This is a genomic window from Helicobacter sp. 12S02232-10, from assembly GCF_002272895.1.
Taxonomy (GTDB): Bacteria; Campylobacterota; Campylobacteria; order Campylobacterales; family Helicobacteraceae; genus Helicobacter_J.
Genome location: NZ_MLAQ01000003.1, coordinates 110356 through 129060, shown reverse-complemented (window position 1 = coordinate 129060; position 18705 = coordinate 110356). Strand labels below are relative to the sequence as shown.

The window sequence follows — 18705 nt, the reverse complement described above, 5'->3', positions numbered from 1 at the left end:
GAATGCTAAACCTATTCAATAAACCCTATGAAAATGAAAGAAAGAAATTAGAAGAAGAACTTGAAATTCAAAAACAAAAACAAAAGGAATTAGAGAACCAACCCATTGAAGAACCTAAAGATCCTTTTAAAAAATACAAAGATGTTCAAACTAAAGACACTCTCATTAAAATAGACAAATTCCTTTTCCGTGTCTCTCAAAATATTGAAACCATTAGCACAGAATTAGGCATCGGCATTAAAAAGATTGAGACCATTAAACGTCCTATCTATCAAAAGATAGGGGGCAATGAAGAAACAATCAGCATTAATGCCATTATCTTAGCTCACGATTTAAAAGATTATGAGGGTTTTAAAGAACTCATTAAAAAAGCCAAACCCCTTAAACTCACTATATTGAATCAATCCCATAAAAAGATTTTGATTCAAAGGCTAAGTGAATCTAAAAAGCATTGGGTGCTGACTAAAGAAAGAAGTGTTACTTATTATACGAAAGAATTAGGAATTGAGGGGGTGATATTATGAGTAGCAACCTAAACAAAGCCCTATCCCGCCATCTCTCTAAAGCCATCAATAAAACAGCTTCTAAGATTGCAAGAGAACAAGCCAAGTTAATTAAGAAAGAAATGGATATTGAATTAAAAAAAATTAGAAAAATGATTTTTTATAAGAAAGCAAATCCAAACAATCTCAAAGTTTCCCTTAGAGCAATGGATACCCATATTTCTATCAAACACTTTAAAAAAACAAATGTGATGAATGGAAAAAAAATAATTGGAGTCAATGTCAAACCCAAAGCTGGTAAAGGCAATGTATTTCTAAAAGGGCATTTCATTGCAAAAAGCAAAACCACAGGAGGAGAATTCATTGCAATTAGAGGGAATTCTAAACACGAACAAAGTCCATTATTCACTTATAAACCCTCTAAGAAGAGTTATCCTAACTTTAAGGGAGAAGAACAAAAGCTTTATTATCCTTTATCTTTGAATTCTTTTTCAAAGGTTGCTAAGAGCCAAGCAAAGGAATTAGAAAATAAAGTGAGGGAAGAGTTTTTAAAGAATTTGGAGTTATGATTTTAAGGCATTTAACGATAATTACTATTTTTCTTTAATTTCATAATCCTTTATATATTCTTCAAGGATTTTTCTTATATGAAGTGCCAAGGGTCTATATTCTATTTCTGCTATTTTGGCTAATTTTTGTTTCGTATCCTCATCAAGTCGGATAGAAATGATTTCTGTTTGTTTTTTTTCTTTTTCACCCATAAATATTCCTTAATAGATTTTCAATGTATTTTATCATAAAAAAATACAATTAATAGAATACTTGACAATACAAAAAAATACAATTATAATATCAATGTAATTTAAAAATTACAAAACATTACAGGGAGTTGAAATGAACAAGGATTGTTTCATAAATGGAATAACAGTGAAGTTTGAAGTAGTAGATACTGCAATATATACTACTTCATTAGACATAGCTAAAGTCTTTAAAAAAAGACACGACAATATTATAGCACAAATTAGGGCATTGCCACAAGATAATTTCACTGCCCTTAATTTTAAGGAGACCTACAGAGAGACCAAAATAAGGGGATTTGATAAAATAGCAGGAAAAATAAGAAAAGATAAATACTACAACATCACCCGAGATGGATTCTCTTTATTAGTAATGGGATTCACAGGAATTAAAGCCTATCAATGGAAAATCGCTTTTATTAATGCATTTAATCAAATGGAAAATGCCTTAAGAGAACAATCAAAGTCTAATCAGTCTATAAAAGATTTCTGCAAAGGCATTCAAGAAGAATATGATTTATTCTATTATTTGGTAAAACACCATTCCAACCTTGCATTTATTGAAAAATGTAATAAAAAACTATTAAAGATCAAGGAGTTTGAAGATCGTTACTGTAGAGGTATTTAGCCAAAAAAAACCCGACCCCATAAAGGAATCGGGCTTATACCAATTGTAAGGCACTTTATTTTTTAAATCGTCCAACCCCGTCAAAGATTAGACAAAACCATTTTATTATAAAATCTAAAACAAATCAAGGAGTTCCAATGAATCTCACTACCTACACAGCCACACAGGGCGAAAGACTAGACACTATCTTTTTTAAACTCTATGGCAACACTTTCAATCAAAAAGCTTATGATGATTTCTTAATGCAAAACTACAAACTCTTAAACAAAGACCTTTTAGATGGAGGCGATGCAGTAATCATTGACCTTAATGCAATCGAGCAATCAAATAATCAAACCAATAATAATGAAGATGTAGAGGGACTTTATGGCATCCAACTATAACAATCATCAATTCAAAATCACTTTAAATGATAAAGACATTAGCCATCTAGTAACTAGTATTAGCTATGAAGACTTTGAGAGTGATAAAAGCGATACTCTTAAAATCAAACTCTTCCCTTCCATCAAACCTAATCTCAAAGACAAGATAAAATTTTTTATTGATAACCATTTAATGGGAAGTTTCTATATCGCTTCAATAGAATACACCTATAAAACAAGTTATGAAATAGAATGTGCTTCTATTGATTTTACTTCCAATCTAAGAACTAAAAAAAATCGAAGCTTTGACAAACTCAGCTATCAACAAATCTTAGAATCCATTGCAAAAGAAAACAACCTCACTCCAAAGATTGATTTTAACAGAATGGATGAGATTGTCCATATCAATCAAATCAATCAAAGTGATAGTTCTTTACTCTTTCATATTGCTAAAGAACTCAATCTCACTCAAAGCATTAAGAATGATACCCTCATCTTTTTAGAAAAGAACTCCAATAAAAAACCTACAATCACAATGAATGCTGATGATTGTATATCTGTAAAACTGGAATCTTATTCAAAACTCTTCTATAAAAGCGTTGAGGTTACTTATCAAAACACAGAAACCAATGCATTAAAAACGATCCGAATCGGACAGGAAGAACCAACCCTAAAACGTTCCATTCATTCAAAAACTGATGATGAGGCTTATAAGAGAGCAGAAGGCTATTATAAAAGTATCCAATCTGATAAGAGAAAAGGCAGTATTGAATCCATCGGAAGAATTATCTATGCAGGCACAATTTTAAAACTGGGTGGTGATGAAGAGATAAGCGGGGAATATGTGATTAAAAAGATTAGTCATAGTATTGATAGCAGTGGGTGGAGAATGAGTGTGGAGTTCGGGGGATAATTAAATTTAAAGTTTTTATTGTTTTTTGATGATAAATGCTATATACTCTCATCGTTTAACTGATAAACAAGGGTTTTTTTGAAAGAGAAAGCATTCAGAAATTTAAGAATAGCCGATATATTAGATAGGCGAGAGTTTGATGAGTTGAAAGATTTTTCAAGAGAACATTTATGCTCTGTTATTGTAAATCGCCTATATTATGGAGTGTTTTTATTAGCTAAAAGCATTTTGATTGAAAAAGGCTATATAGAAATGGAAGATAGACTCACTCATAGCACTAATCAGCATAACGGGTTATGGTTTAAACTGAATGAGTTATTTCCGAAATTTAGGAACGATATCATAATGATTAGCGATTTGAGGGGAAAACGCAATCAATTGGACTACCAAGAAGATACTTCCGATTGTTTAAGACTATTAGAGTCTTCTATTCTTCAAGCGAAGTATCTGGAAGAATCGTTAAAGGAATTAAAATGAAAACTATTTCAAAACATTTAGATTTTTTTAAAAAAATAAGTCCAATCATAAAAATTAGTTGCCCTTTAAGAAATTTAAGAGTAATACCTGAATATGATGTAAAAGCAGTCAAAGATTTTGCAAAAAGACTAAAAGAACTTGGCGAGGATATTGAATGTGATTTTTTTGAATCTCAAGATATGTATATTATATACATACAAAATGATAAATTCTTAAAACATAGCAAGGCTATTAATAAAATCAGTGCCGAGAATTATAAGAATTATCCAAAAGCTACAATGCCTATTTTATGTTCTTGCTCCGATTTCAGATCGCCGAGCGATAAAAAAAATTATTTTTTAGAATTTGAAATTAACAACAACTATTATATTGATGATAATAGTATGGAATACAAGGCTATGCCTCTTAAAATTCAACTTCATTATCAAAATTTTGGTAAAAAAATCAAAAACCCAAAATTTATGACTATAGGGGGGTAAATGGAAGAAAAAGAACCCTATTTATCATTCATAAACCCAGAGGAATGCGAGCTTGCTGGAATCCAACTCAATGCCATTTCTTTTAGCACAAAAGAAATTATGGGCGTAGATCTAAAAAACTTCTCTCCAAAGCCAAAAACATCTATAGGATTTAGGATTTCAAAATTCTCAAAAAAAGAAGATAAATGCTCGGTTGTTATTATTTTTGCATTGCGATTTGAAGACCCAGCCACAAAAAAAGGAATGAGTATAAATACAGAAGTAATGTCTATTATTGAGACTAAAGGAGAAATAGAGGATGACCATTTAAGATTGGCAACGATATCAAGCTATTATTATATTCAACCAGTTTTTACTCAAATATTAGCAATGGGTGGAATAATAGGATTCATTTTGCCTTTTCTTGATGTATCTAAAATAAAAAAAGAACTTTTATCTTTAAACAATATTGATTCAAAATAATGAGTGACAGAATTGAATATTATTAGAATAATAATTGCGTTTATTATTGCCTTTGCCTCACTATCTTCTACGCCCATTCCCATCCATACAACAGACAAAATCTATTCTCACTACAAACTACACTCTCATTTCTCAAAATACTTCACAAAACAAAACTGCGACATCATCTTAGATAAATTCTATTATTTAAACTGCTATAGCTACAAGCACAAAGGCACCAAAGCAGTTGCCTACCATCTTGAAGCTAAAATCCTTGCAATGGGACCTGCGGGCAAACGCCCTGCCTTTAAACCTGATATGCAAGTCCCTGCCCCCTATAGAACTAAAACTCAAGACTACACCCATAGCGGTTATGACAGAGGGCATACCCTATCCAATCAATCAATGAATGCCACAATAGAAGCTCAAGCCTCTACTTTTTTAATGAGTAACATCACACCACAAAATCCACAGATTAATCAAAGAGTTTGGAGAAAGGCAGAAGATAGAGAAAGGGCAATAGCAAAATTAAAAGGAAGCGCTGAGGTTTTAAATATTATTATTTATCCCAAAGACAAAGAAAAAACGGAATTTATTAAAAATGAGATCGCAATTCCTGTGGGTTATGTAAAGGTGATTGAATCTAAAGATATTCAAGAATGCTATGAGTATCCCAATCATAAAGTCGATGATGAAAGTTTGGAGAGTTATCAAGTGGATTGTAGGGGGTGGGTTAGTCCTCACTAAGATCATCATTTTTTAGTTTTTCTTCAAATTGTTTTTGTATTTGATCTATTTCCTGTTGACTTAATTTTCTAACCCTAAAATCATCCTTATCAAATGTCGTATATCCTGTTTTTTTCGATATATTCTTTATTAATCCACTAGCAATAAAATAGCCAATCTTATTGTCATAGTTACCTTCAAATATGATACTAATTACAATGTTATCATCAATAAAGTCATATTGTGATGCTACATAGTAAAAACTATTATTCATAATATTATTTTGTATTTCTGTATTTAAGTGCTTAAAGTTACCCCATAAAAATGGAAATGATTTTTTTTCTTGATATTTTTCTTTAAATATTATTTTATTTTTAAAAAATTCATTGTAACAATTTTTTAGATTATGTTTATATCCTATATTATTGAAAATGTTCCCTGTTACGCAGTTCCGTAATGCAACACGATAAATTTTAAGGTCATTTTTATCAATGGATTCTCTTAAAATTCTATAGTTATAAGCTAGCGCTTTGCCTAATTTAGCAGCATCTCCTGTTTTAAAAAATTCTGCTTTTAGATTTTCAAAATATTCCCTAGGATAATTTTTTTGAGAAATTATTATATCAGGATTGATACTAACTTTAAAAATTTCATTTTTTTTAATGTTATTTTCAATAAGATTCCATAGTCCAGATATTATAAGGCAAATAAAAAATATATTACGAAAATTTTTATAAATTCTGCCTCTAGGCGATTCCCTTTTTTTTAAACTTGAAAAAATCCAATAAACTACAAAACCAGCCATATATAATCCAAGAATTGTTTTTAAAGCTTCTATCATTTAGAATACTCTCCTATGATATTTATAGTTTTTAATATTATACATAAAATTTACAGATATCAAATACTATTTTTTATTCATTTTTTCTTCAAATTCCTTATATTTTAAAAGTTTTTCTTTTAAATCCATTTTCATTTTTGGAGTAGCGTAAGTTCTTAAAAGATCTATGAGTTCCTGCATTTCACTATCAATTGGATGCATCATATGATTAATATTATTTCTATCACCTTTAATTTGAACGACATTACTCCCAATTGAAATCAGGGAAGATTCATTTTGAGATAATAATAATGTTAATTTTGCTATAGGCTCTGTTATTTCTTCCTCTCCTTTTTTTTCAAGCCTATAAATTTGAATCAAAGAAAGTCCCAACAGATCTCCCCATTTTTTTTGAGTTAATCCCAATTTTTCTCTAATAGCCTTGAATTCATTCCCATTCATAAAAATATCCTTTAAAATTTAATCATAGTTAAGCAATCCTTATTCCTAAAATATTTTATACAATATGAATAATATTGATTGACTTATTATTATTCATATTGTATAATACTATCATAAAACCCCCAAAAGGTTTTAAATCCAAGAAAGGAGATACGATGAAAGCTTTAAAAATGATTGTAACTTTACTCGAAATCATTTATTTAGCCCTTAGTATTTATAAACTACTAAGCGGTTAGCCCCTAAAGGGGTGAGAAGGAGGGGTGATACCCATAAGGTGGCAAGCTTTCAATCGTATCGACTTAATTATATCAAAATGCAAGGAGCATTAAAATGGAAAATATCATATTAGCAATTATCATCATCTTATTAACCATCTATATCTTTCTCTTAGAAAGAAAACTCAATAAGGGAATAGAGAATCTTAATGATGAGGTGAAGTTTCACGGGCATGAGATTTATGCAATCAAATACGAAATCGACCAATTCAAATCAAAACAATCAAAAATGAAAGAAGATATCAACGATATTGAAAAATTAATTCATCAAATTGGTGATAGATCTAAAAAGTCTTTAGATTTAATCCAAAATGCCCAATCAACAGGAGAAACAAAATGACAATTACAATTTCTTATAAAAAAGGAAACGAATTCAGACTAAAAAAATGGGAGGCAAATAGCTACACAGAACTATTTGAGAAAGAATTTACGGAAGCAGGATATTTAAAAACATTTGAAGAATTTTATCAAGAAATTCTAGAAGAAATCGAAGATGAAATCGATGGCTTATTTAAAACTAGAACAGAACGCAGTCTTTTTATGCAATTATCTGAAACCAAAAAAAGAGAAATTGTTAGGGAACCATTTAATATAGATACTACAGATAACGTTGTCTTTAATAGGAAATATGGATTCCCTAAAGGTCTCATTGCACCACAAGAAGCACTAAAAGACAGAGAGAGTTTATGCAAGTGGTTTATTAGAGAGAAGTTATCAAAAAATCTATCTAAGTATTCCGATTATAGCCATTATTCTGTTACAGAATCCCAAGAGAATTAAAATAAAATAAAGGAGTTAAAATGAAACAAGAAGAAATTAATCAAGAAATCAAAAGATTAGAAGAAAGAACAAAGGATAGAACATTTGGGTTAGTAGAGACTTTTAGTGATGAGACCTATGAGGCATTAATTAATTTTAAGATTTCTAAAATAAAAGCTCAAATGAATGTTTTAGAAGAAGCCTATAAAAGTCTATTAGATGCTATGGAAAACGCAGACTCATTTTATAAAAGACCATTGACTGCAAAAGAAAAATATCAACTGGTTAGCGGTTATTTTACTAAGTGTGAAATTATATCTTAGCAGATACTTGGGGATTCCAATAAAATAAATTAAATAAAAGGAGTTTTAATGTTTCGCAAAGAAATACCCGAAGAACTTATAAAATTAAATGAGAGATTTGAAAATGAATTTAATCTTGTAATCTATGAAAAAATCAATCTTTTAAAAAAAGAGATTGATATTTTGAATCTAACAATTGATAGACTCAAGAACTTGGCGAAGTCTGATTTTTCTTACTTTTATAAAAAAGAATCTGTCGAAGCATATTTAAAGCAACTCCAAGAGTGGAGAGATTTGCTGTTACATCCAAGTCTTTAATTGTTTGTAATGCTTTATTTACAATAGTCTCTCGGCATTTGTTTATAAATTCAATTTCTTCTGTTTTTGTAGGGTGTGGTTTCCCTACAAAAATTTTTATAGCCCCATCTAAAATTGCCATATCTCTTTGAGAATCTTTAATATAAATCAAAACAACTGCCCTGATTTCTTTAAGACATTCCATTACAAGGTCTATTCTGCCATAGTTATATTGACCTTCACTGAAATTGTCTATCACCACGCCTAGATGAAAATCAAGCTTTGTATCCGCTTGAATTAATCTTGATACTTGCTCCTTTACAAAAGAGATATTTTTGTCATCAAGTTTTTATCAAGTTGCAAAGAACTTATAACCCATCCTGCAACAACTCCAAAAGCTGTAAATAATGAAACGATTAATGTCACCCAATCCATCTATAATCCTTTGTTTTCCAACACAAAGCAATAAGGGTTCCAAGCTCCATAAAAGAGGCTTAGCCTCCACTCTTTGACTACTACAACAATCACTACTCCTATTATTACTTTTAAACAATACTGCTAAAGGGATTGGGGATTTTATTTATTATTCATATTGAATAATAAATAACTAAATCATCTTGACTTTTTTGATATTCATATTGTATAATTATATATTCAAAATGATGAAAGGAAAAAAATGAAAAAATCAAATGGCATTTATAGTCCTTGCAGAGGAAAAATCGCGGAAGATTTTTTAAATGTTAGAAATATGTGTAAAAAGTTAAAAATTCCAAGAGACAGCTTTTATAAACTTATTGCAAGCTCCAAAAAAAGAAAAAAATTTAAAAACATCAAGCTTAAAGAGCTTATTGATAACGGCTACATCATTTACGTAGGCGATGAGGTCTCTGAATCCAAAGAAGGAGTAGAACAATGAGAGAATTAATCCATATCGTGGTATCCGCCCAAGAAGTCCAAAGCAACCAAAACGATGAGGTATTAGTAGAACTCAAGAATATCATCGCCAAGCAATCTGAATCACTCAAGAGTGTTAATGATTCTTTAGAAATTATGCGTTCCATCGTGAGGAATCTCAAAGAAAGAGTTGCCGTTTTGGAAGATAAGGGGGTGTGAGATGACAGAAACAGAATACAGAAGAATGTTAAAAATTTCAATCACCCAATCATTGATTCAAAAATATGGGGCGATTCTCAGTTTTAAAGAGATGGAGAACGTTATCCCCTTAAGAGAATTTACTATCAGAGACAAAATCACTAAAGGGGCAATAGATTTACCCCGATACACTCAATTAGAAGGCAAACGCGTTTTTTTAGCCAATGATATCGCAGAATGGATGGTTGATAACGACCTCAAATTCCCCAAAGACTAAAAAATATGAAAGACAAAAAATTAAAAGGCTTTCCTATGAAGAAAAATAAACAATTTAATTCCAATCCCCTTCTTATCAAAGGCAAAAAAGCAGATTATAGCCCTAGATGGTTCTTTGAATTTGAAGGCAAAATCTATCAAAAATTCAATTTTGAAAGAGCTTATCAAAGGAATTTTATTTATCCCATTATCGATGACTCAAGAAGATAAGAAGATTTCTTGTTATTTACAAATTTGAAGTCTTAGGCTTGTGGGAATAAAGGAGATTATCAATGAAAATGAAACACTTTAAAAAACAAAACAATCAAACAGAATATTTGCTTTGTAATCTCTATCAAGGGTATATCTCTGAAGAAACATTCATTGTTTGTTTTGTACCTTTAATACAAAAAGATTCTTCTACTTCAATGGAATCTTTTTTAAAACCCACCATTGAAAAAACCCTCAATGAATATCAATTCAAAGATGGAGTATTTGTGATTGAGGTTAAATATAAAAACAATCCTGCCATTTTAATGGAGGTTGTTTTAAACAGGGGCAAGGCAACTCAATTAGTGGCATTGCTATAAGAATAAAGAATAAAAAAATAAATCAATTAAAAAGGAAAGAAATGGAAACTATTAAAAAAGCACTCCAAGAAATGAGCGAAAAACTTTTAGCAATTTCAGAGGATTTTGAACTAATTGAAGATGAAGAGTTTAAAAGAACTCTATTGACAGATTTGATTGTCTGTGTGAATTATATTGAAAAACAAATTCAAAGAAAGGATAGAGAATGACAAAATTTTTTGAAACAAACTATAGAGAATTGTGGAAAAATATGGATATAAATAAAAAATCAGAAGTGCGACTTTTGAGAGAAAAGAGAAAGGAAGCACTAGAACAAAACACTTTATTAGAAATGATTTTGTTTTCTATAGGAATCAACAAAGAACATATCCCATTAAGAGCATTCTATAGCACAAACTTTAAAAAAGATGAGGACGACTTAAAAAAATATGTCAAAAAAACAATTGAAGATTATTTATTAACAACAAAAATCAAGACTGGCGAATTCATTGCTATAGTAAATCTTAATGATGATGATTTTTATGGGTTTTGTTTTAAATATAAAAATCAAAGCATTAAAAAATTTTATCAAATCGAAAAATAAAAATGTCAAAAACACATATTTTTAAAGACTATTTAGGATATTCCTCAGGAATGGATAGTATTAGAATATGTGTGGCGACTGAATCTCTTAACATCTTTTTAAAGAAATTAGGACTTTTTCATAAAAAGAGAAAAACCACAAGAAACAAGCAAATTGATTTCTATGTGAAACAAAAATTTAAAAACTATCAATCTGACAATGAAAAGCATAAATTAGATATCAAATACATCAATCTCAAGCGTGGAGTCAAATCATTATCAAACACAATATTAATTATCAAAAATTCTAAGACTTGCCACGAATATTCAAAAAATAATAAAAAAAGCTATGCATACTTTACAGAGGTTGTCTTTGCAGGATTGCACCAACCCAGCAAGGACATCGAGCCTTTAACACTTAAAATCTTAAAAGCATTTTTAAAAAGATACAAAGTCCATTCTATAGATTTAGCAGTGGATTTTGATTGGGAGAGAAGTGTGAATAACACTAATCGCCCTCTCTTTCAAGAAGCTACAAAACCCTACCAAACAGAAGGGATTAAACCCAATATTAGGAATGAAGGGAGTGGGATGTATCTCAATAATCCTAATCCTGATACAGGGCTTTTAAAAATTCTACTTTATGACAAATATAAAAAACAAACCGAATATCACAAAGAAGCCATTAAAGAAGAGCTAAAGAATTGGAAACGATTAGAGATTACAATCAAGACTAAAACTAGATTCTTTGATTGGATAGAAAAAGATGGAGCAAATGCAGGCATTGATATTATCAATGATATCACGCAAAGATTAGGAGCAAGAGGCGTGATGGGTGTTTCTGTAGAAATGCTAAGCCTGCAAATTCAAAAGCTTAAAGATTTAAGGCGATCAATCAGGTTTAAGGCGTGGGCGAAGGAAGAGGCTATAAACAAGAAGAATCCTAAGATGAGGGTTTAAAACAAAAAGAAAAAATGGAAAATGTTATAATTAATTGAAAAAAGAGAAAGGATAGGAATGGAAAAAATAATTGGTTTTTTAGGACAAATAATCATATTGGGCTTGCAATCTCTGTTTATAGCAATCATTTTGATTGCTTTTGTAGCTTTAATTTTTTTTACATATCAGGGAGCAAAATTCACTATAAAAGAGTTTAAGATTTTTAAAAAAGATGATAAGAAAAAATAAAATATAAATTAATAGGACAATCAGGGATTTGGATCTTGCGACCCATAAACCCCAGTCTTCAGATCTTTTCTTTATCTAAATAACCCAAATTTATAAGTCGGTATTTCATTGCATCGTAAGAAACTCTGAACCGATTTGCCATTCTTTTAATAAATTCTTCTAAACCGATTTCTTCAAAATCAGGACTCTCGGTAAGTTTTCGAGCTTCTTTAGCGATAAACTTAGCAGGCATCAAAAATCTGGCTGCAAAGTCATTAGCCCTTCTTTCCATCGAATTGCTTATCCCATTCCTATAAAGCGTGTTAAAATCATCTTTTATAGGACCTTGATAATTTTCAGGGTTTGGCAAGATATCATTTACAATATGCCCTAATTCGTGTGCTAGAGTGAAGCTTTGCCTGACTTCAGACACAGTATTATTCAGCCATATTTCAGGATAACCTTTTTCAAGATAAACGCACCCATCTAAAGCTAGTTTTTCCCATTCGCGTTTTTCATCAATTTTTATGTTAAATTTATTGCGTAAAATGGTTTTTATATCTATCGGAACATCTTTCATTCCAATCAATTCTATAATCTGTTCGGGAGTTTTATTTATGAGCATTTTTTTCAGTTCATCAAGCTTCATTTTTTTCCCTTTGCTTTTTATGAATCTTTTCTATTATATCGGTATTTCTTATATCATCTGTAAAATTTTCATTATTTGATGTTTTTCTTGAATCTGACGTCAGCTTTTGAATATCGTTCTTAATTTTTTGAATATCGTCCTCAATAAGCCCTATTCTTTCAATATCACTCTCAATTAAACCTAAAAACCTTGATTTAAATTCTTCTTTTTTAATAATCTTCGTAATAAAATGATCTAAAACAGATGAATCTTCTGCAATTTTGTCTAGTGCAGAATCAAAATGTTTCTTGAATTCATCATCTGTTTTTTTAGTGAGCATTTTTTGAAAATAAAATCCGTAGCCACCAACACCTAATGTTACAATTGTAGCAACACCTGTTATGATCGCTATGCAAACTGTCATTGTAGTTAAGATTGCAGAAGTATCCATATATTTCATAACTCCAAACTAGAATAATCAGAATCAAGCAAAAAATATTCCTAATTCTTATCCCACAATCTATCTACCCATTCTTTACCACTATCAGGCATAAGGTGGGAGTAACGCATTGTCATTTGAATATCTTTGTGGTTTAGGAGTTTTTGAATAATCTGTATGGGTGTGCCTTGTATGGCAAGATGGGAAGCAAATGTGTGCCTTAGCGTGTGGATTACGACTTTTTGTTTAGTGGAGGGGTTGTTTTGATTGAAGAGTTGGTTAAAAACTTCACGCAAACGTTCTGTAAGTAAGCGTTTTGATCTTTGAATAACTTTATCATCATCTTGGAGATTATCCCACTTTTTTAAAATCAATTCTATAGTTTCACTATTGAGGTAGCCTTGATATTTGGAAGAGTTTTTAAAATCATTCAAAGCGATTGTTTTAGTTTTTAAATCAATATCCTTTTTTCTAATCTCTAATAAAGTCATCAGCCTTGCACCGGTGCAAAGTGCTAGATTAACGAATAATAAGCACTCATACTCGTTTTTCAATGCCTTTTTAAGCAATAAGATTTCATCTTTTTTTAAAAAACGTTCTCGCTTGTTATCAATATTTAAATTTTTAAAATTATCAATATGCGGATTTTTAATCCCGTATTCTGATTCTGCAAATTTAATGATTTGTTTAACCAACATAATCGCTCTACTAATTGTGGCTGGCGATAGTTTCTCCCTTAATTCTATTTTTAAATCATTGATTTCTTTTTGGGCGATATTTTCTACTTTTTTATCCATTAAAAAATCTATCGATTTAACTGCTCCCTTGTATGTTGATAAAGTCTTTTTTCTCAAATGTGATTTTTGAACTTCTAGAAATCTAGCAACCGCTTCGGAGAATTTAACAGGCTTTCTATCAACATAACTATGCTCTAACTCTATCTTTTTGTTAAAAGCCTTTTTTTCATTCCACCCTTGAAACTTGCTCCCTACTCTTTGTTGATGTTGTTTGCCATCCTTGCTGAATCTCACATAATATGCGATATCACCATTTTTTAATCTATTAATCTTTACACCCTCGTATTTTGTGGTTTCCATCAATATTGACTCCTGTTTTATTTTTTCCTAATTTTTTCCTAATCAACTACTGATTATAAAAGTCTTTAAAATACTCTGTCGTATTATAAACGTATTTTTTAAGAAAAAACAACGATTAAAATTATCGCCTAAAAGCCTCTATATTATGGGTTAAACTGCTTATAAAAGTCTTTAAAATACTCTGTCGTATTATAAACGTATTTTTTAAGAAATGGGGATAAATAGGGATGGTGTCCTCGGCGGGATTTGAACCCACGGCCTTATGATTAGGAATCATACGCTCTATCCTGCTGAGCTACGGGGACAAAAGACAATAAAAAACCGCACTTTAAGCTTTGATACAAGCCCAAAATGCGGTATAAATTATTTTTTTATTTTTGCAACAAGATCTTTAAGACCTTTGCCAGGCTTGAATTTTGGAACCATTTTATCTGCTGTTTTATAAGTTTTAGTACTGCCGGGAACTTTTCCGGATTTACCTTTTTGCAAAACAGTTTCAAATTTTCCAAATCCAACAAGCTCAACGCTTTGTTTTTTTGAAAGAGCTTTTTCTACAGCTGCGGTAAAAGCATTTACTGCATTTTCAGCCTCTTTTTTGGTTGCAAAATCACCTGCATCTTTTACAAAGTCTACAAACTCTGCCTTATTCATAATAAACCTCCATTCATAGGATATTTTGTTTTTATTCAAAACGTGGCTATTCTACATATATTTTGTATTAAAATCAAGTATTTTAGGGGATTTTACAAAACTTTTGTGAATTTTCGAGCTTTTCTTAAGAGATTTTGATATAGAATAGTCTTATCAAAACTTCTAAATAAATCTCTGACAAAGGATTTAAAATGACTTTAAAAATCGCTATTAATGGAACTGGAAGAATTGGACTTTGCACAGCAAGAATCATTGGTTCTAGAGATGATATCGAGCTTGTTGCGCTCAATACAACCGCTGATATTGATACCCTGCTCCATCTCATTCGTTACGACTCTGTTCATAAGCATTATGATGCTCAAAAGATTGATGATACAACACTTCGCATCGGCAAAAGCAAGAGTGTAAAAATTCTTTCTGATAGAGATCCTATAAATCTAGACTTTTCCAAATATGGTGCAAGAGGAGTGATTGAATGTACCGGCAAATTCAATTCCTTAGAAAAATCCTCTCTCCATCTTAAAGATAATATTGAAAAAGTTATCATTTCTGCACCCGCCCAAAATACACCAACATTTGTTTATGGCGTGAATCATACCGCATACAAAGGGGAAAGGGTTATTTCAAACGCCTCTTGCACAACCAATTGTCTTGCCCCCATCATCAAAGTGCTTCATAGCAATTTTGGCTTAGAAAATGCCCTGATGACAACTATTCATAGCTATACCAACGATCAGAATCTTTTAGATGTAAAACATAAAGATATCCGTCGTGCCAGAGCTGCTGCACTCAATATGATCCCTACTACCACTGGTGCAGCAAAAGCTATCGGATTAGTTATGCCTGAACTTGAAGGGAAGCTCAACGGTCTTTCAATTCGTGTGCCTACGCCTGATGTAAGCCTTGTGGATTTAAGTGCAAATCTCGCTCAAAAAGTAACTAAAGACGATTTGAACCAAGCTTTTAAAACTGCTCAAGAAGAGTCAATGAAAGGAATTATTTTTGTCGATGAAGATCAATGCGTTTCTAGTGACTTTATCGGTTCATCTTACAGCGCTGTTTTTGTGCCTGATAAAACTCTTGTCATTGATGAAAAAGCCATCAAAGTGCTTGCTTGGTATGACAACGAGATGGGCTATAGTCACAGACTTGTAGATATGAGCATTTGGGCAATGACCCATTAAAGTCTGACAATGCTAACCTTTAACCAATATTTTGACAAAAATTCTGAACTCAGGCACCTTGCACACCCGACTAAAAAAGCCCTAGATAATGTCTTTGACATCATTTCTTCAGAGCGCAAAAACAAAAAAAGTGGGTATTACGAGCTTCCATTTGAAGAAAAAGCCTTGAAAGACTCTCAAAACTATATTCAAAAAAACCAAGCGCTTCTCAACAATATAAAAAACCTCGTCATCATTGGAATAGGAGGGAGTTCTTTAGGACTCAAAGCAATTGATGGCATCCTTTACCACCTCCCCTCTCGCAAAGATATTGCACTGATTTTTTTAGAACATACTGACCCCATTGAAATTCAAAAATCACTCTTTGGGCTTGAAGTGAAAGATTCTTTATTTGTCATCATTTCCAAATCAGGAACAACGATTGAAACCTCCTCTTTAATGAAATACGTAATCAAACGCTACAATCTTTTGAATTCAGCCCAAAGTAAAGCACATCTAATCTTTATCACCGATGAAGATTCTCCTTTATATTTTTTGGCAAAAGAATACAAAATAACCGTTCTCACCATAGCCAAAAATATCGGAGGGAGATTTTCGATTCTAAGCACTGTAGGGATTTTTCCCTTGACTCTTTTGGGTTATGACACTAAAGAATTCCTTAAAGGAGCAGCAGAATTTGAAAAAAGATTTTTTGAACGCAAGGAAGAACATCTGCTAAAAAAAGCAATTTTCCTAGCAAAAAATCGCGACCGATTTCCTATCAATATTCTTTTTTCCTATTCAAGTGCCTTTAGGGATTTTAACTCTTGGTATGTGCAACTTTGGGGGGAATCTTTAGGAAAGCTTGATATTTATGGCAAAAAAGTCGGCCTGACACCCATTGGATTAATCGGAAGTATTGATCAACACTCTTTCTTGCAACTCATTACTCAAGGCTTGATGGATAAAACCATAACCTTTATCAGTCTCAATCGCGCTAAATATACCGAACCTAAAATCCCCGATCTTAAGCTTAAATACTTAGAATCCACAGATTTTGTCAATGGTACCTCTTTTGCCAAACTGCTCAATCTCCAGCAAATTGCAACAATGGAAACAATACAAAACGAGGGTATTCCTACTGATCATATTGAAATTGATGAACTTTGCGAAACAAGTGCAGGAAGACTCATTATTTATTTTGAGCTTTTAACCTCTTGTGTGGGAGGGATTTTTAACATCAATTCCTACGATCAGCCTGGCGTGGAGTTTGGAAAAATTCGTTTGCGAGAAATGTTTTAATTTCCATCTCGATGCAGAGATGCCAAACGATTATAGTTTTATAATTTTGATTCGTTTTCACCGACACGACTTAATAAATCTCAAAGCTTAAGAATATTTTGGCTGAATACAAGCTTGGTTTTGATAAAATCATACATTATAAAAAGCCATTGCGCCATTAATCCAAATTACAGGGATAACAAGGTATTTTAACCTGATTCCCCGCAATGATTGAATAAGTTTAAGGAGCAAATTATGTTACAAGTGGCAAGTATTACCTTAATGCAACAAACAAAAAGCATTCGAGATGTCAATATTACTGGCAAAAAAATCCTTATTCGGGTAGATTTCAATGTCCCGATGGATAAAGATTTTAATATCTCTGATGATACACGTATCCGAGAGGCACTTCCAACCATCAACTATTGTATCGATAACAATCCTCAATCCATTATTTTGGTAAGCCATCTAGGACGTCCTAAGGAAAAAAATCTTGAATTTTCACTCAAACATATCCTCAAGCGACTTGAAAGGCTTTTGGATAAAAATGTCGCGTTTGCAGACAGCATTGAATCAGCGCATGTACTCCAAAATACATTGCCTAAGGGTGGGGTTATTCTTCTTGAAAATATTCGTTTTTATGAAGGTGAAGAAAAAAATTCCAAAGAACTCAGTCAAGATCTTGCAAACCTGTGCGATATCTATGTAAATGATGCTTTTGGAACAAGTCATCGTGCTCATTCAAGCACCTATGGGGTAGCCGAATTTACCAAAGAAAGAGTAGCAGGACTTTTGCTTAAAAAAGAAATTGATTCTTTTGCCAAAGCTTTAGCTAACCCTCTAAAACCTGTTTTGCTTATCGTAGGCGGAAGCAAGGTAAGCTCCAAGCTTGAACTTCTCTTTAATATTTTAGATGTCGTAGATAAAATCATTATTGGTGGGGCAATGAGTAATACATTCCTCAAGGCACTCGGTTATAATATGCAAAAATCACTGATTGAAGATGGATTGATCAAAGATGCTTCCAAAATTCTGGAATTAGCTAGAACAAAAAATGTCAAAATTTATCTGCCTGTAGATGTGGTTAGCACAGATGATATCAAAAAACATAAAAACATAAAAATCACTCCTGCGCAAGATATTCCAGAGGGATATATGGCCGTAGATATGGGACCAGCAACCACAAAACTTTTTGCCCAAGTCGTTCATTCAAGTCAGACCATCATCTGGAATGGTCCGCTTGGAATTTATGAAATATCGCAGTTTTCGCGTGGGACCTTCAACATTGCCCATTCAATCTCAGATACTTATGCATTTTCTCTCATCGGTGGGGGCGATACTGCTGATGCTATTGATAAGGCAGGCGAAAGAGATAATATGAGTTTTATTTCTACAGGCGGTGGTGCTTCCTTAGAATTGCTTGAAGGCAAAATTCTGCCCGCATTTGAGGTATTGGACAAAAAATAGGTTATGATTGGGCTTTTGATACTTAAGGAGGAATAATTAAAAATCTGTTTAAGTTTCAGTCCGTAGTATGAAA

General features: G+C 31.8%; 32 protein-coding genes and 1 tRNA gene. 24 read left to right on the top strand and 9 right to left on the bottom strand.

Features of this window, described 5'->3' with window-relative positions; translation table 11 throughout:
• The first annotated feature begins 2 nt into the window (after positions 1-2).
• Both BKH41_RS03755 and BKH41_RS03750 read left to right on the top strand, forming a co-directional pair.
• Positions 3-524 (top strand): hypothetical protein, encoded by a 522-nt coding sequence (locus BKH41_RS03755; RefSeq protein WP_095297105.1) that lies wholly within the window; start codon positions 3-5, stop codon positions 522-524.
• Positions 521-1072, top strand: coding sequence for a hypothetical protein (locus BKH41_RS03750; RefSeq protein WP_095297103.1), 552 nt, complete (start codon positions 521-523; stop codon positions 1070-1072). Before BKH41_RS03755 ends, BKH41_RS03750 begins: the two co-directional genes overlap by 4 nt.
• 24 nt (positions 1073-1096) lie before the next feature.
• Here BKH41_RS03750 and BKH41_RS09770 read toward each other — a convergent pair whose 3' ends face one another.
• The gene (locus BKH41_RS09770) at positions 1097-1264 is read right to left on the bottom strand and encodes a hypothetical protein (RefSeq protein WP_180762722.1); all 168 of its coding nucleotides are present in this window, start codon (positions 1262-1264) and stop codon (positions 1097-1099) included.
• A 166-nt stretch (positions 1265-1430) separates the two neighbouring features.
• Between BKH41_RS09770 and BKH41_RS03745 the strand changes: the two genes are divergently transcribed.
• The 7 genes from BKH41_RS03745 (at position 1431) to BKH41_RS03715 (ending at position 5347) form a co-directional block, all read left to right on the top strand.
• A complete protein-coding gene (locus tag BKH41_RS03745) occupies positions 1431-1928 on the top strand; it encodes a Rha family transcriptional regulator (RefSeq protein ID WP_257875394.1) in 498 nt (165 codons plus the stop codon).
• A 137-nt stretch (positions 1929-2065) separates the two neighbouring features.
• Positions 2066-2311, top strand: coding sequence for a hypothetical protein (locus BKH41_RS03740; RefSeq protein WP_095297099.1), 246 nt, complete (start codon positions 2066-2068; stop codon positions 2309-2311).
• Positions 2295-3203 carry a hypothetical protein gene (locus BKH41_RS03735; RefSeq protein WP_095297097.1) on the top strand — a complete coding sequence of 303 codons (909 nt, stop codon included), beginning with the start codon at positions 2295-2297 and terminating at the stop codon, positions 3201-3203. Before BKH41_RS03740 ends, BKH41_RS03735 begins: the two co-directional genes overlap by 17 nt.
• A gap of 78 nt (positions 3204-3281) precedes the next feature.
• Positions 3282-3680, top strand: coding sequence for a hypothetical protein (locus tag BKH41_RS03730; RefSeq protein ID WP_095297095.1), 399 nt, complete (start codon positions 3282-3284; stop codon positions 3678-3680).
• Positions 3677-4159 (top strand): hypothetical protein, encoded by a 483-nt coding sequence (locus BKH41_RS03725; protein WP_095297093.1) that lies wholly within the window; start codon positions 3677-3679, stop codon positions 4157-4159. The genes BKH41_RS03730 and BKH41_RS03725 overlap by 4 nt, the downstream gene beginning before the upstream one ends.
• Complete coding sequence (locus tag BKH41_RS03720) at positions 4160-4621, top strand: hypothetical protein (protein ID WP_095297091.1); 462 nt, start codon at positions 4160-4162, stop codon at positions 4619-4621.
• A gap of 12 nt (positions 4622-4633) precedes the next feature.
• Entirely contained in the window at positions 4634-5347 is a 714-nt protein-coding gene (locus tag BKH41_RS03715; RefSeq protein WP_257875393.1) for a DNA/RNA non-specific endonuclease, read from the top strand.
• On the opposite strand, the gene BKH41_RS03710 is transcribed toward BKH41_RS03715, so the two are convergent.
• Both BKH41_RS03710 and BKH41_RS03705 read right to left on the bottom strand, forming a co-directional pair.
• Complete coding sequence (locus BKH41_RS03710) at positions 5334-6167, bottom strand: hypothetical protein (RefSeq protein WP_095297089.1); 834 nt, start codon at positions 6165-6167, stop codon at positions 5334-5336. The genes BKH41_RS03715 and BKH41_RS03710 overlap by 14 nt on opposite strands.
• 66 nt (positions 6168-6233) lie before the next feature.
• Positions 6234-6608, bottom strand: coding sequence for a hypothetical protein (locus BKH41_RS03705; protein ID WP_095297088.1), 375 nt, complete (start codon positions 6606-6608; stop codon positions 6234-6236).
• Positions 6609-6938: 330 nt separating this feature from the next.
• Between BKH41_RS03705 and BKH41_RS03700 the strand changes: the two genes are divergently transcribed.
• Genes BKH41_RS03700 through BKH41_RS03690 form a run of 3 tightly spaced genes read left to right on the top strand, consistent with a single transcriptional unit; the run spans position 6939 to position 7965 of the window.
• Positions 6939-7223, top strand: coding sequence for a hypothetical protein (locus tag BKH41_RS03700; protein WP_095297087.1), 285 nt, complete (start codon positions 6939-6941; stop codon positions 7221-7223).
• A complete protein-coding gene (locus BKH41_RS03695) occupies positions 7220-7663 on the top strand; it encodes a hypothetical protein (RefSeq protein WP_095297086.1) in 444 nt (147 codons plus the stop codon). The genes BKH41_RS03700 and BKH41_RS03695 overlap by 4 nt, the downstream gene beginning before the upstream one ends.
• Before the next feature lie 20 nt (positions 7664-7683).
• A complete protein-coding gene (locus tag BKH41_RS03690) occupies positions 7684-7965 on the top strand; it encodes a hypothetical protein (RefSeq protein ID WP_095297085.1) in 282 nt (93 codons plus the stop codon).
• Between the two features lie 184 nt (positions 7966-8149).
• Here the strand turns inward: BKH41_RS03690 and BKH41_RS09630 are convergent, their stop codons facing one another.
• Positions 8150-8500 (bottom strand): hypothetical protein, encoded by a 351-nt coding sequence (locus BKH41_RS09630; RefSeq protein WP_143428695.1) that lies wholly within the window; start codon positions 8498-8500, stop codon positions 8150-8152.
• A gap of 417 nt (positions 8501-8917) precedes the next feature.
• Here BKH41_RS09630 and BKH41_RS03680 point away from each other — a divergent pair, with 417 nt between their 5' ends.
• The 9 genes from BKH41_RS03680 (at position 8918) to BKH41_RS09755 (ending at position 11927) form a co-directional block, all read left to right on the top strand.
• The gene (locus BKH41_RS03680; RefSeq protein WP_095297083.1) at positions 8918-9157 is read left to right on the top strand and encodes a hypothetical protein; all 240 of its coding nucleotides are present in this window, start codon (positions 8918-8920) and stop codon (positions 9155-9157) included.
• Positions 9154-9354, top strand: coding sequence for a hypothetical protein (locus BKH41_RS03675; RefSeq protein WP_095297082.1), 201 nt, complete (start codon positions 9154-9156; stop codon positions 9352-9354). Before BKH41_RS03680 ends, BKH41_RS03675 begins: the two co-directional genes overlap by 4 nt.
• Before the next feature lies 1 nt (position 9355).
• The gene (locus BKH41_RS03670) at positions 9356-9610 is read left to right on the top strand and encodes a hypothetical protein (protein ID WP_095297081.1); all 255 of its coding nucleotides are present in this window, start codon (positions 9356-9358) and stop codon (positions 9608-9610) included.
• A 35-nt stretch (positions 9611-9645) separates the two neighbouring features.
• Positions 9646-9819 (top strand): hypothetical protein, encoded by a 174-nt coding sequence (locus BKH41_RS09765; protein WP_180762721.1) that lies wholly within the window; start codon positions 9646-9648, stop codon positions 9817-9819.
• A gap of 62 nt (positions 9820-9881) precedes the next feature.
• Positions 9882-10178 carry a hypothetical protein gene (locus BKH41_RS03660; RefSeq protein WP_095297079.1) on the top strand — a complete coding sequence of 99 codons (297 nt, stop codon included), beginning with the start codon at positions 9882-9884 and terminating at the stop codon, positions 10176-10178.
• 41 nt (positions 10179-10219) lie between these two features.
• A complete protein-coding gene (locus BKH41_RS09760) occupies positions 10220-10387 on the top strand; it encodes a hypothetical protein (protein WP_180762720.1) in 168 nt (55 codons plus the stop codon).
• Entirely contained in the window at positions 10384-10761 is a 378-nt protein-coding gene (locus BKH41_RS03655; RefSeq protein WP_095297078.1) for a hypothetical protein, read from the top strand. The genes BKH41_RS09760 and BKH41_RS03655 overlap by 4 nt, the downstream gene beginning before the upstream one ends.
• 50 nt (positions 10762-10811) lie before the next feature.
• Positions 10812-11699: a hypothetical protein gene (locus BKH41_RS03650; protein ID WP_095297077.1), complete on the top strand. Its 888-nt coding sequence runs from the start codon at positions 10812-10814 to the stop codon at positions 11697-11699.
• 57 nt (positions 11700-11756) lie between these two features.
• Positions 11757-11927 (top strand): hypothetical protein, encoded by a 171-nt coding sequence (locus BKH41_RS09755; protein WP_180762719.1) that lies wholly within the window; start codon positions 11757-11759, stop codon positions 11925-11927.
• Positions 11928-11985: 58 nt separating this feature from the next.
• Here BKH41_RS09755 and BKH41_RS03645 read toward each other — a convergent pair whose 3' ends face one another.
• The 5 genes from BKH41_RS03645 to BKH41_RS03625 all read right to left on the bottom strand — a co-directional run bounded on the left by BKH41_RS03645 (position 11986) and on the right by BKH41_RS03625 (position 14721).
• A complete protein-coding gene (locus tag BKH41_RS03645) occupies positions 11986-12555 on the bottom strand; it encodes an ImmA/IrrE family metallo-endopeptidase (RefSeq protein ID WP_095297076.1) in 570 nt (189 codons plus the stop codon).
• The gene (locus BKH41_RS03640; protein WP_095297075.1) at positions 12545-12985 is read right to left on the bottom strand and encodes a hypothetical protein; all 441 of its coding nucleotides are present in this window, start codon (positions 12983-12985) and stop codon (positions 12545-12547) included. Before BKH41_RS03640 ends, BKH41_RS03645 begins: the two co-directional genes overlap by 11 nt.
• 50 nt (positions 12986-13035) lie before the next feature.
• Positions 13036-14070 (bottom strand): site-specific integrase, encoded by a 1035-nt coding sequence (locus BKH41_RS03635; protein WP_095297074.1) that lies wholly within the window; start codon positions 14068-14070, stop codon positions 13036-13038.
• Between the two features lie 228 nt (positions 14071-14298).
• A tRNA-Arg gene (locus tag BKH41_RS03630) sits at positions 14299-14375 on the bottom strand.
• 58 nt (positions 14376-14433) lie between these two features.
• On the bottom strand, positions 14434-14721 hold the full coding sequence (locus BKH41_RS03625; RefSeq protein ID WP_095297073.1) for an HU family DNA-binding protein: 288 nt from the start codon (positions 14719-14721) through the stop codon (positions 14434-14436).
• A 191-nt stretch (positions 14722-14912) separates the two neighbouring features.
• Here BKH41_RS03625 and gap point away from each other — a divergent pair, with 191 nt between their 5' ends.
• The 3 genes from gap (at position 14913) to BKH41_RS03610 (ending at position 18632) form a co-directional block, all read left to right on the top strand.
• Positions 14913-15905 carry a type I glyceraldehyde-3-phosphate dehydrogenase gene (gene gap / locus BKH41_RS03620; protein WP_095297072.1) on the top strand — a complete coding sequence of 331 codons (993 nt, stop codon included), beginning with the start codon at positions 14913-14915 and terminating at the stop codon, positions 15903-15905.
• Positions 15906-15914: 9 nt separating this feature from the next.
• On the top strand, positions 15915-17186 hold the full coding sequence (locus BKH41_RS03615) for a glucose-6-phosphate isomerase (protein ID WP_095297071.1): 1272 nt from the start codon (positions 15915-15917) through the stop codon (positions 17184-17186).
• A 234-nt stretch (positions 17187-17420) separates the two neighbouring features.
• Positions 17421-18632, top strand: coding sequence for a phosphoglycerate kinase (locus BKH41_RS03610; protein WP_095297070.1), 1212 nt, complete (start codon positions 17421-17423; stop codon positions 18630-18632).
• Positions 18633-18705: the final 73 nt, after the last annotated feature.

Bases quoted from the DNA above. Each gene is read 5' to 3' on its own strand.
- BKH41_RS09765 (WP_180762721.1), top strand. From the start codon at position 9,646: ATGAAGAAAAATAAACAATTTAATTCCAATCCCCTTCTTATCAAAGGC.
- BKH41_RS03670 (WP_095297081.1), top strand. From the start codon at position 9,356: ATGACAGAAACAGAATACAGAAGAATGTTAAAAATTTCAATCACCCAA.
- BKH41_RS03750 (WP_095297103.1), top strand. From the start codon at position 521: ATGAGTAGCAACCTAAACAAAGCCCTATCCCGCCATCTCTCTAAAGCC.
- BKH41_RS03680 (WP_095297083.1), top strand. From the start codon at position 8,918: ATGAAAAAATCAAATGGCATTTATAGTCCTTGCAGAGGAAAAATCGCG.
- BKH41_RS03735 (WP_095297097.1), top strand. From the start codon at position 2,295: ATGGCATCCAACTATAACAATCATCAATTCAAAATCACTTTAAATGAT.
- BKH41_RS09755 (WP_180762719.1), top strand. From the start codon at position 11,757: ATGGAAAAAATAATTGGTTTTTTAGGACAAATAATCATATTGGGCTTG.
- BKH41_RS03675 (WP_095297082.1), top strand. From the start codon at position 9,154: ATGAGAGAATTAATCCATATCGTGGTATCCGCCCAAGAAGTCCAAAGC.
- BKH41_RS03720 (WP_095297091.1), top strand. From the start codon at position 4,160: ATGGAAGAAAAAGAACCCTATTTATCATTCATAAACCCAGAGGAATGC.
- BKH41_RS03660 (WP_095297079.1), top strand. From the start codon at position 9,882: ATGAAAATGAAACACTTTAAAAAACAAAACAATCAAACAGAATATTTG.
- BKH41_RS03615 (WP_095297071.1), top strand. From the start codon at position 15,915: ATGCTAACCTTTAACCAATATTTTGACAAAAATTCTGAACTCAGGCAC.
- BKH41_RS03640 (WP_095297075.1), bottom strand. From the start codon at position 12,985: ATGGATACTTCTGCAATCTTAACTACAATGACAGTTTGCATAGCGATC.
- BKH41_RS03695 (WP_095297086.1), top strand. From the start codon at position 7,220: ATGACAATTACAATTTCTTATAAAAAAGGAAACGAATTCAGACTAAAA.
- BKH41_RS03635 (WP_095297074.1), bottom strand. From the start codon at position 14,070: ATGGAAACCACAAAATACGAGGGTGTAAAGATTAATAGATTAAAAAAT.
- BKH41_RS03705 (WP_095297088.1), bottom strand. From the start codon at position 6,608: ATGAATGGGAATGAATTCAAGGCTATTAGAGAAAAATTGGGATTAACT.
- BKH41_RS03710 (WP_095297089.1), bottom strand. From the start codon at position 6,167: ATGATAGAAGCTTTAAAAACAATTCTTGGATTATATATGGCTGGTTTT.
- BKH41_RS03700 (WP_095297087.1), top strand. From the start codon at position 6,939: ATGGAAAATATCATATTAGCAATTATCATCATCTTATTAACCATCTAT.
- BKH41_RS03725 (WP_095297093.1), top strand. From the start codon at position 3,677: ATGAAAACTATTTCAAAACATTTAGATTTTTTTAAAAAAATAAGTCCA.
- BKH41_RS03690 (WP_095297085.1), top strand. From the start codon at position 7,684: ATGAAACAAGAAGAAATTAATCAAGAAATCAAAAGATTAGAAGAAAGA.
- BKH41_RS03625 (WP_095297073.1), bottom strand. From the start codon at position 14,721: ATGAATAAGGCAGAGTTTGTAGACTTTGTAAAAGATGCAGGTGATTTT.
- BKH41_RS09760 (WP_180762720.1), top strand. From the start codon at position 10,220: ATGGAAACTATTAAAAAAGCACTCCAAGAAATGAGCGAAAAACTTTTA.
- BKH41_RS03645 (WP_095297076.1), bottom strand. From the start codon at position 12,555: ATGAAGCTTGATGAACTGAAAAAAATGCTCATAAATAAAACTCCCGAA.
- BKH41_RS03650 (WP_095297077.1), top strand. From the start codon at position 10,812: ATGGATAGTATTAGAATATGTGTGGCGACTGAATCTCTTAACATCTTT.
- BKH41_RS03610 (WP_095297070.1), top strand. From the start codon at position 17,421: ATGTTACAAGTGGCAAGTATTACCTTAATGCAACAAACAAAAAGCATT.
- BKH41_RS09770 (WP_180762722.1), bottom strand. From the start codon at position 1,264: ATGGGTGAAAAAGAAAAAAAACAAACAGAAATCATTTCTATCCGACTT.
- gap (WP_095297072.1), top strand. From the start codon at position 14,913: ATGACTTTAAAAATCGCTATTAATGGAACTGGAAGAATTGGACTTTGC.
- BKH41_RS03740 (WP_095297099.1), top strand. From the start codon at position 2,066: ATGAATCTCACTACCTACACAGCCACACAGGGCGAAAGACTAGACACT.
- BKH41_RS03655 (WP_095297078.1), top strand. From the start codon at position 10,384: ATGACAAAATTTTTTGAAACAAACTATAGAGAATTGTGGAAAAATATG.
- BKH41_RS03755 (WP_095297105.1), top strand. From the start codon at position 3: ATGCTAAACCTATTCAATAAACCCTATGAAAATGAAAGAAAGAAATTA.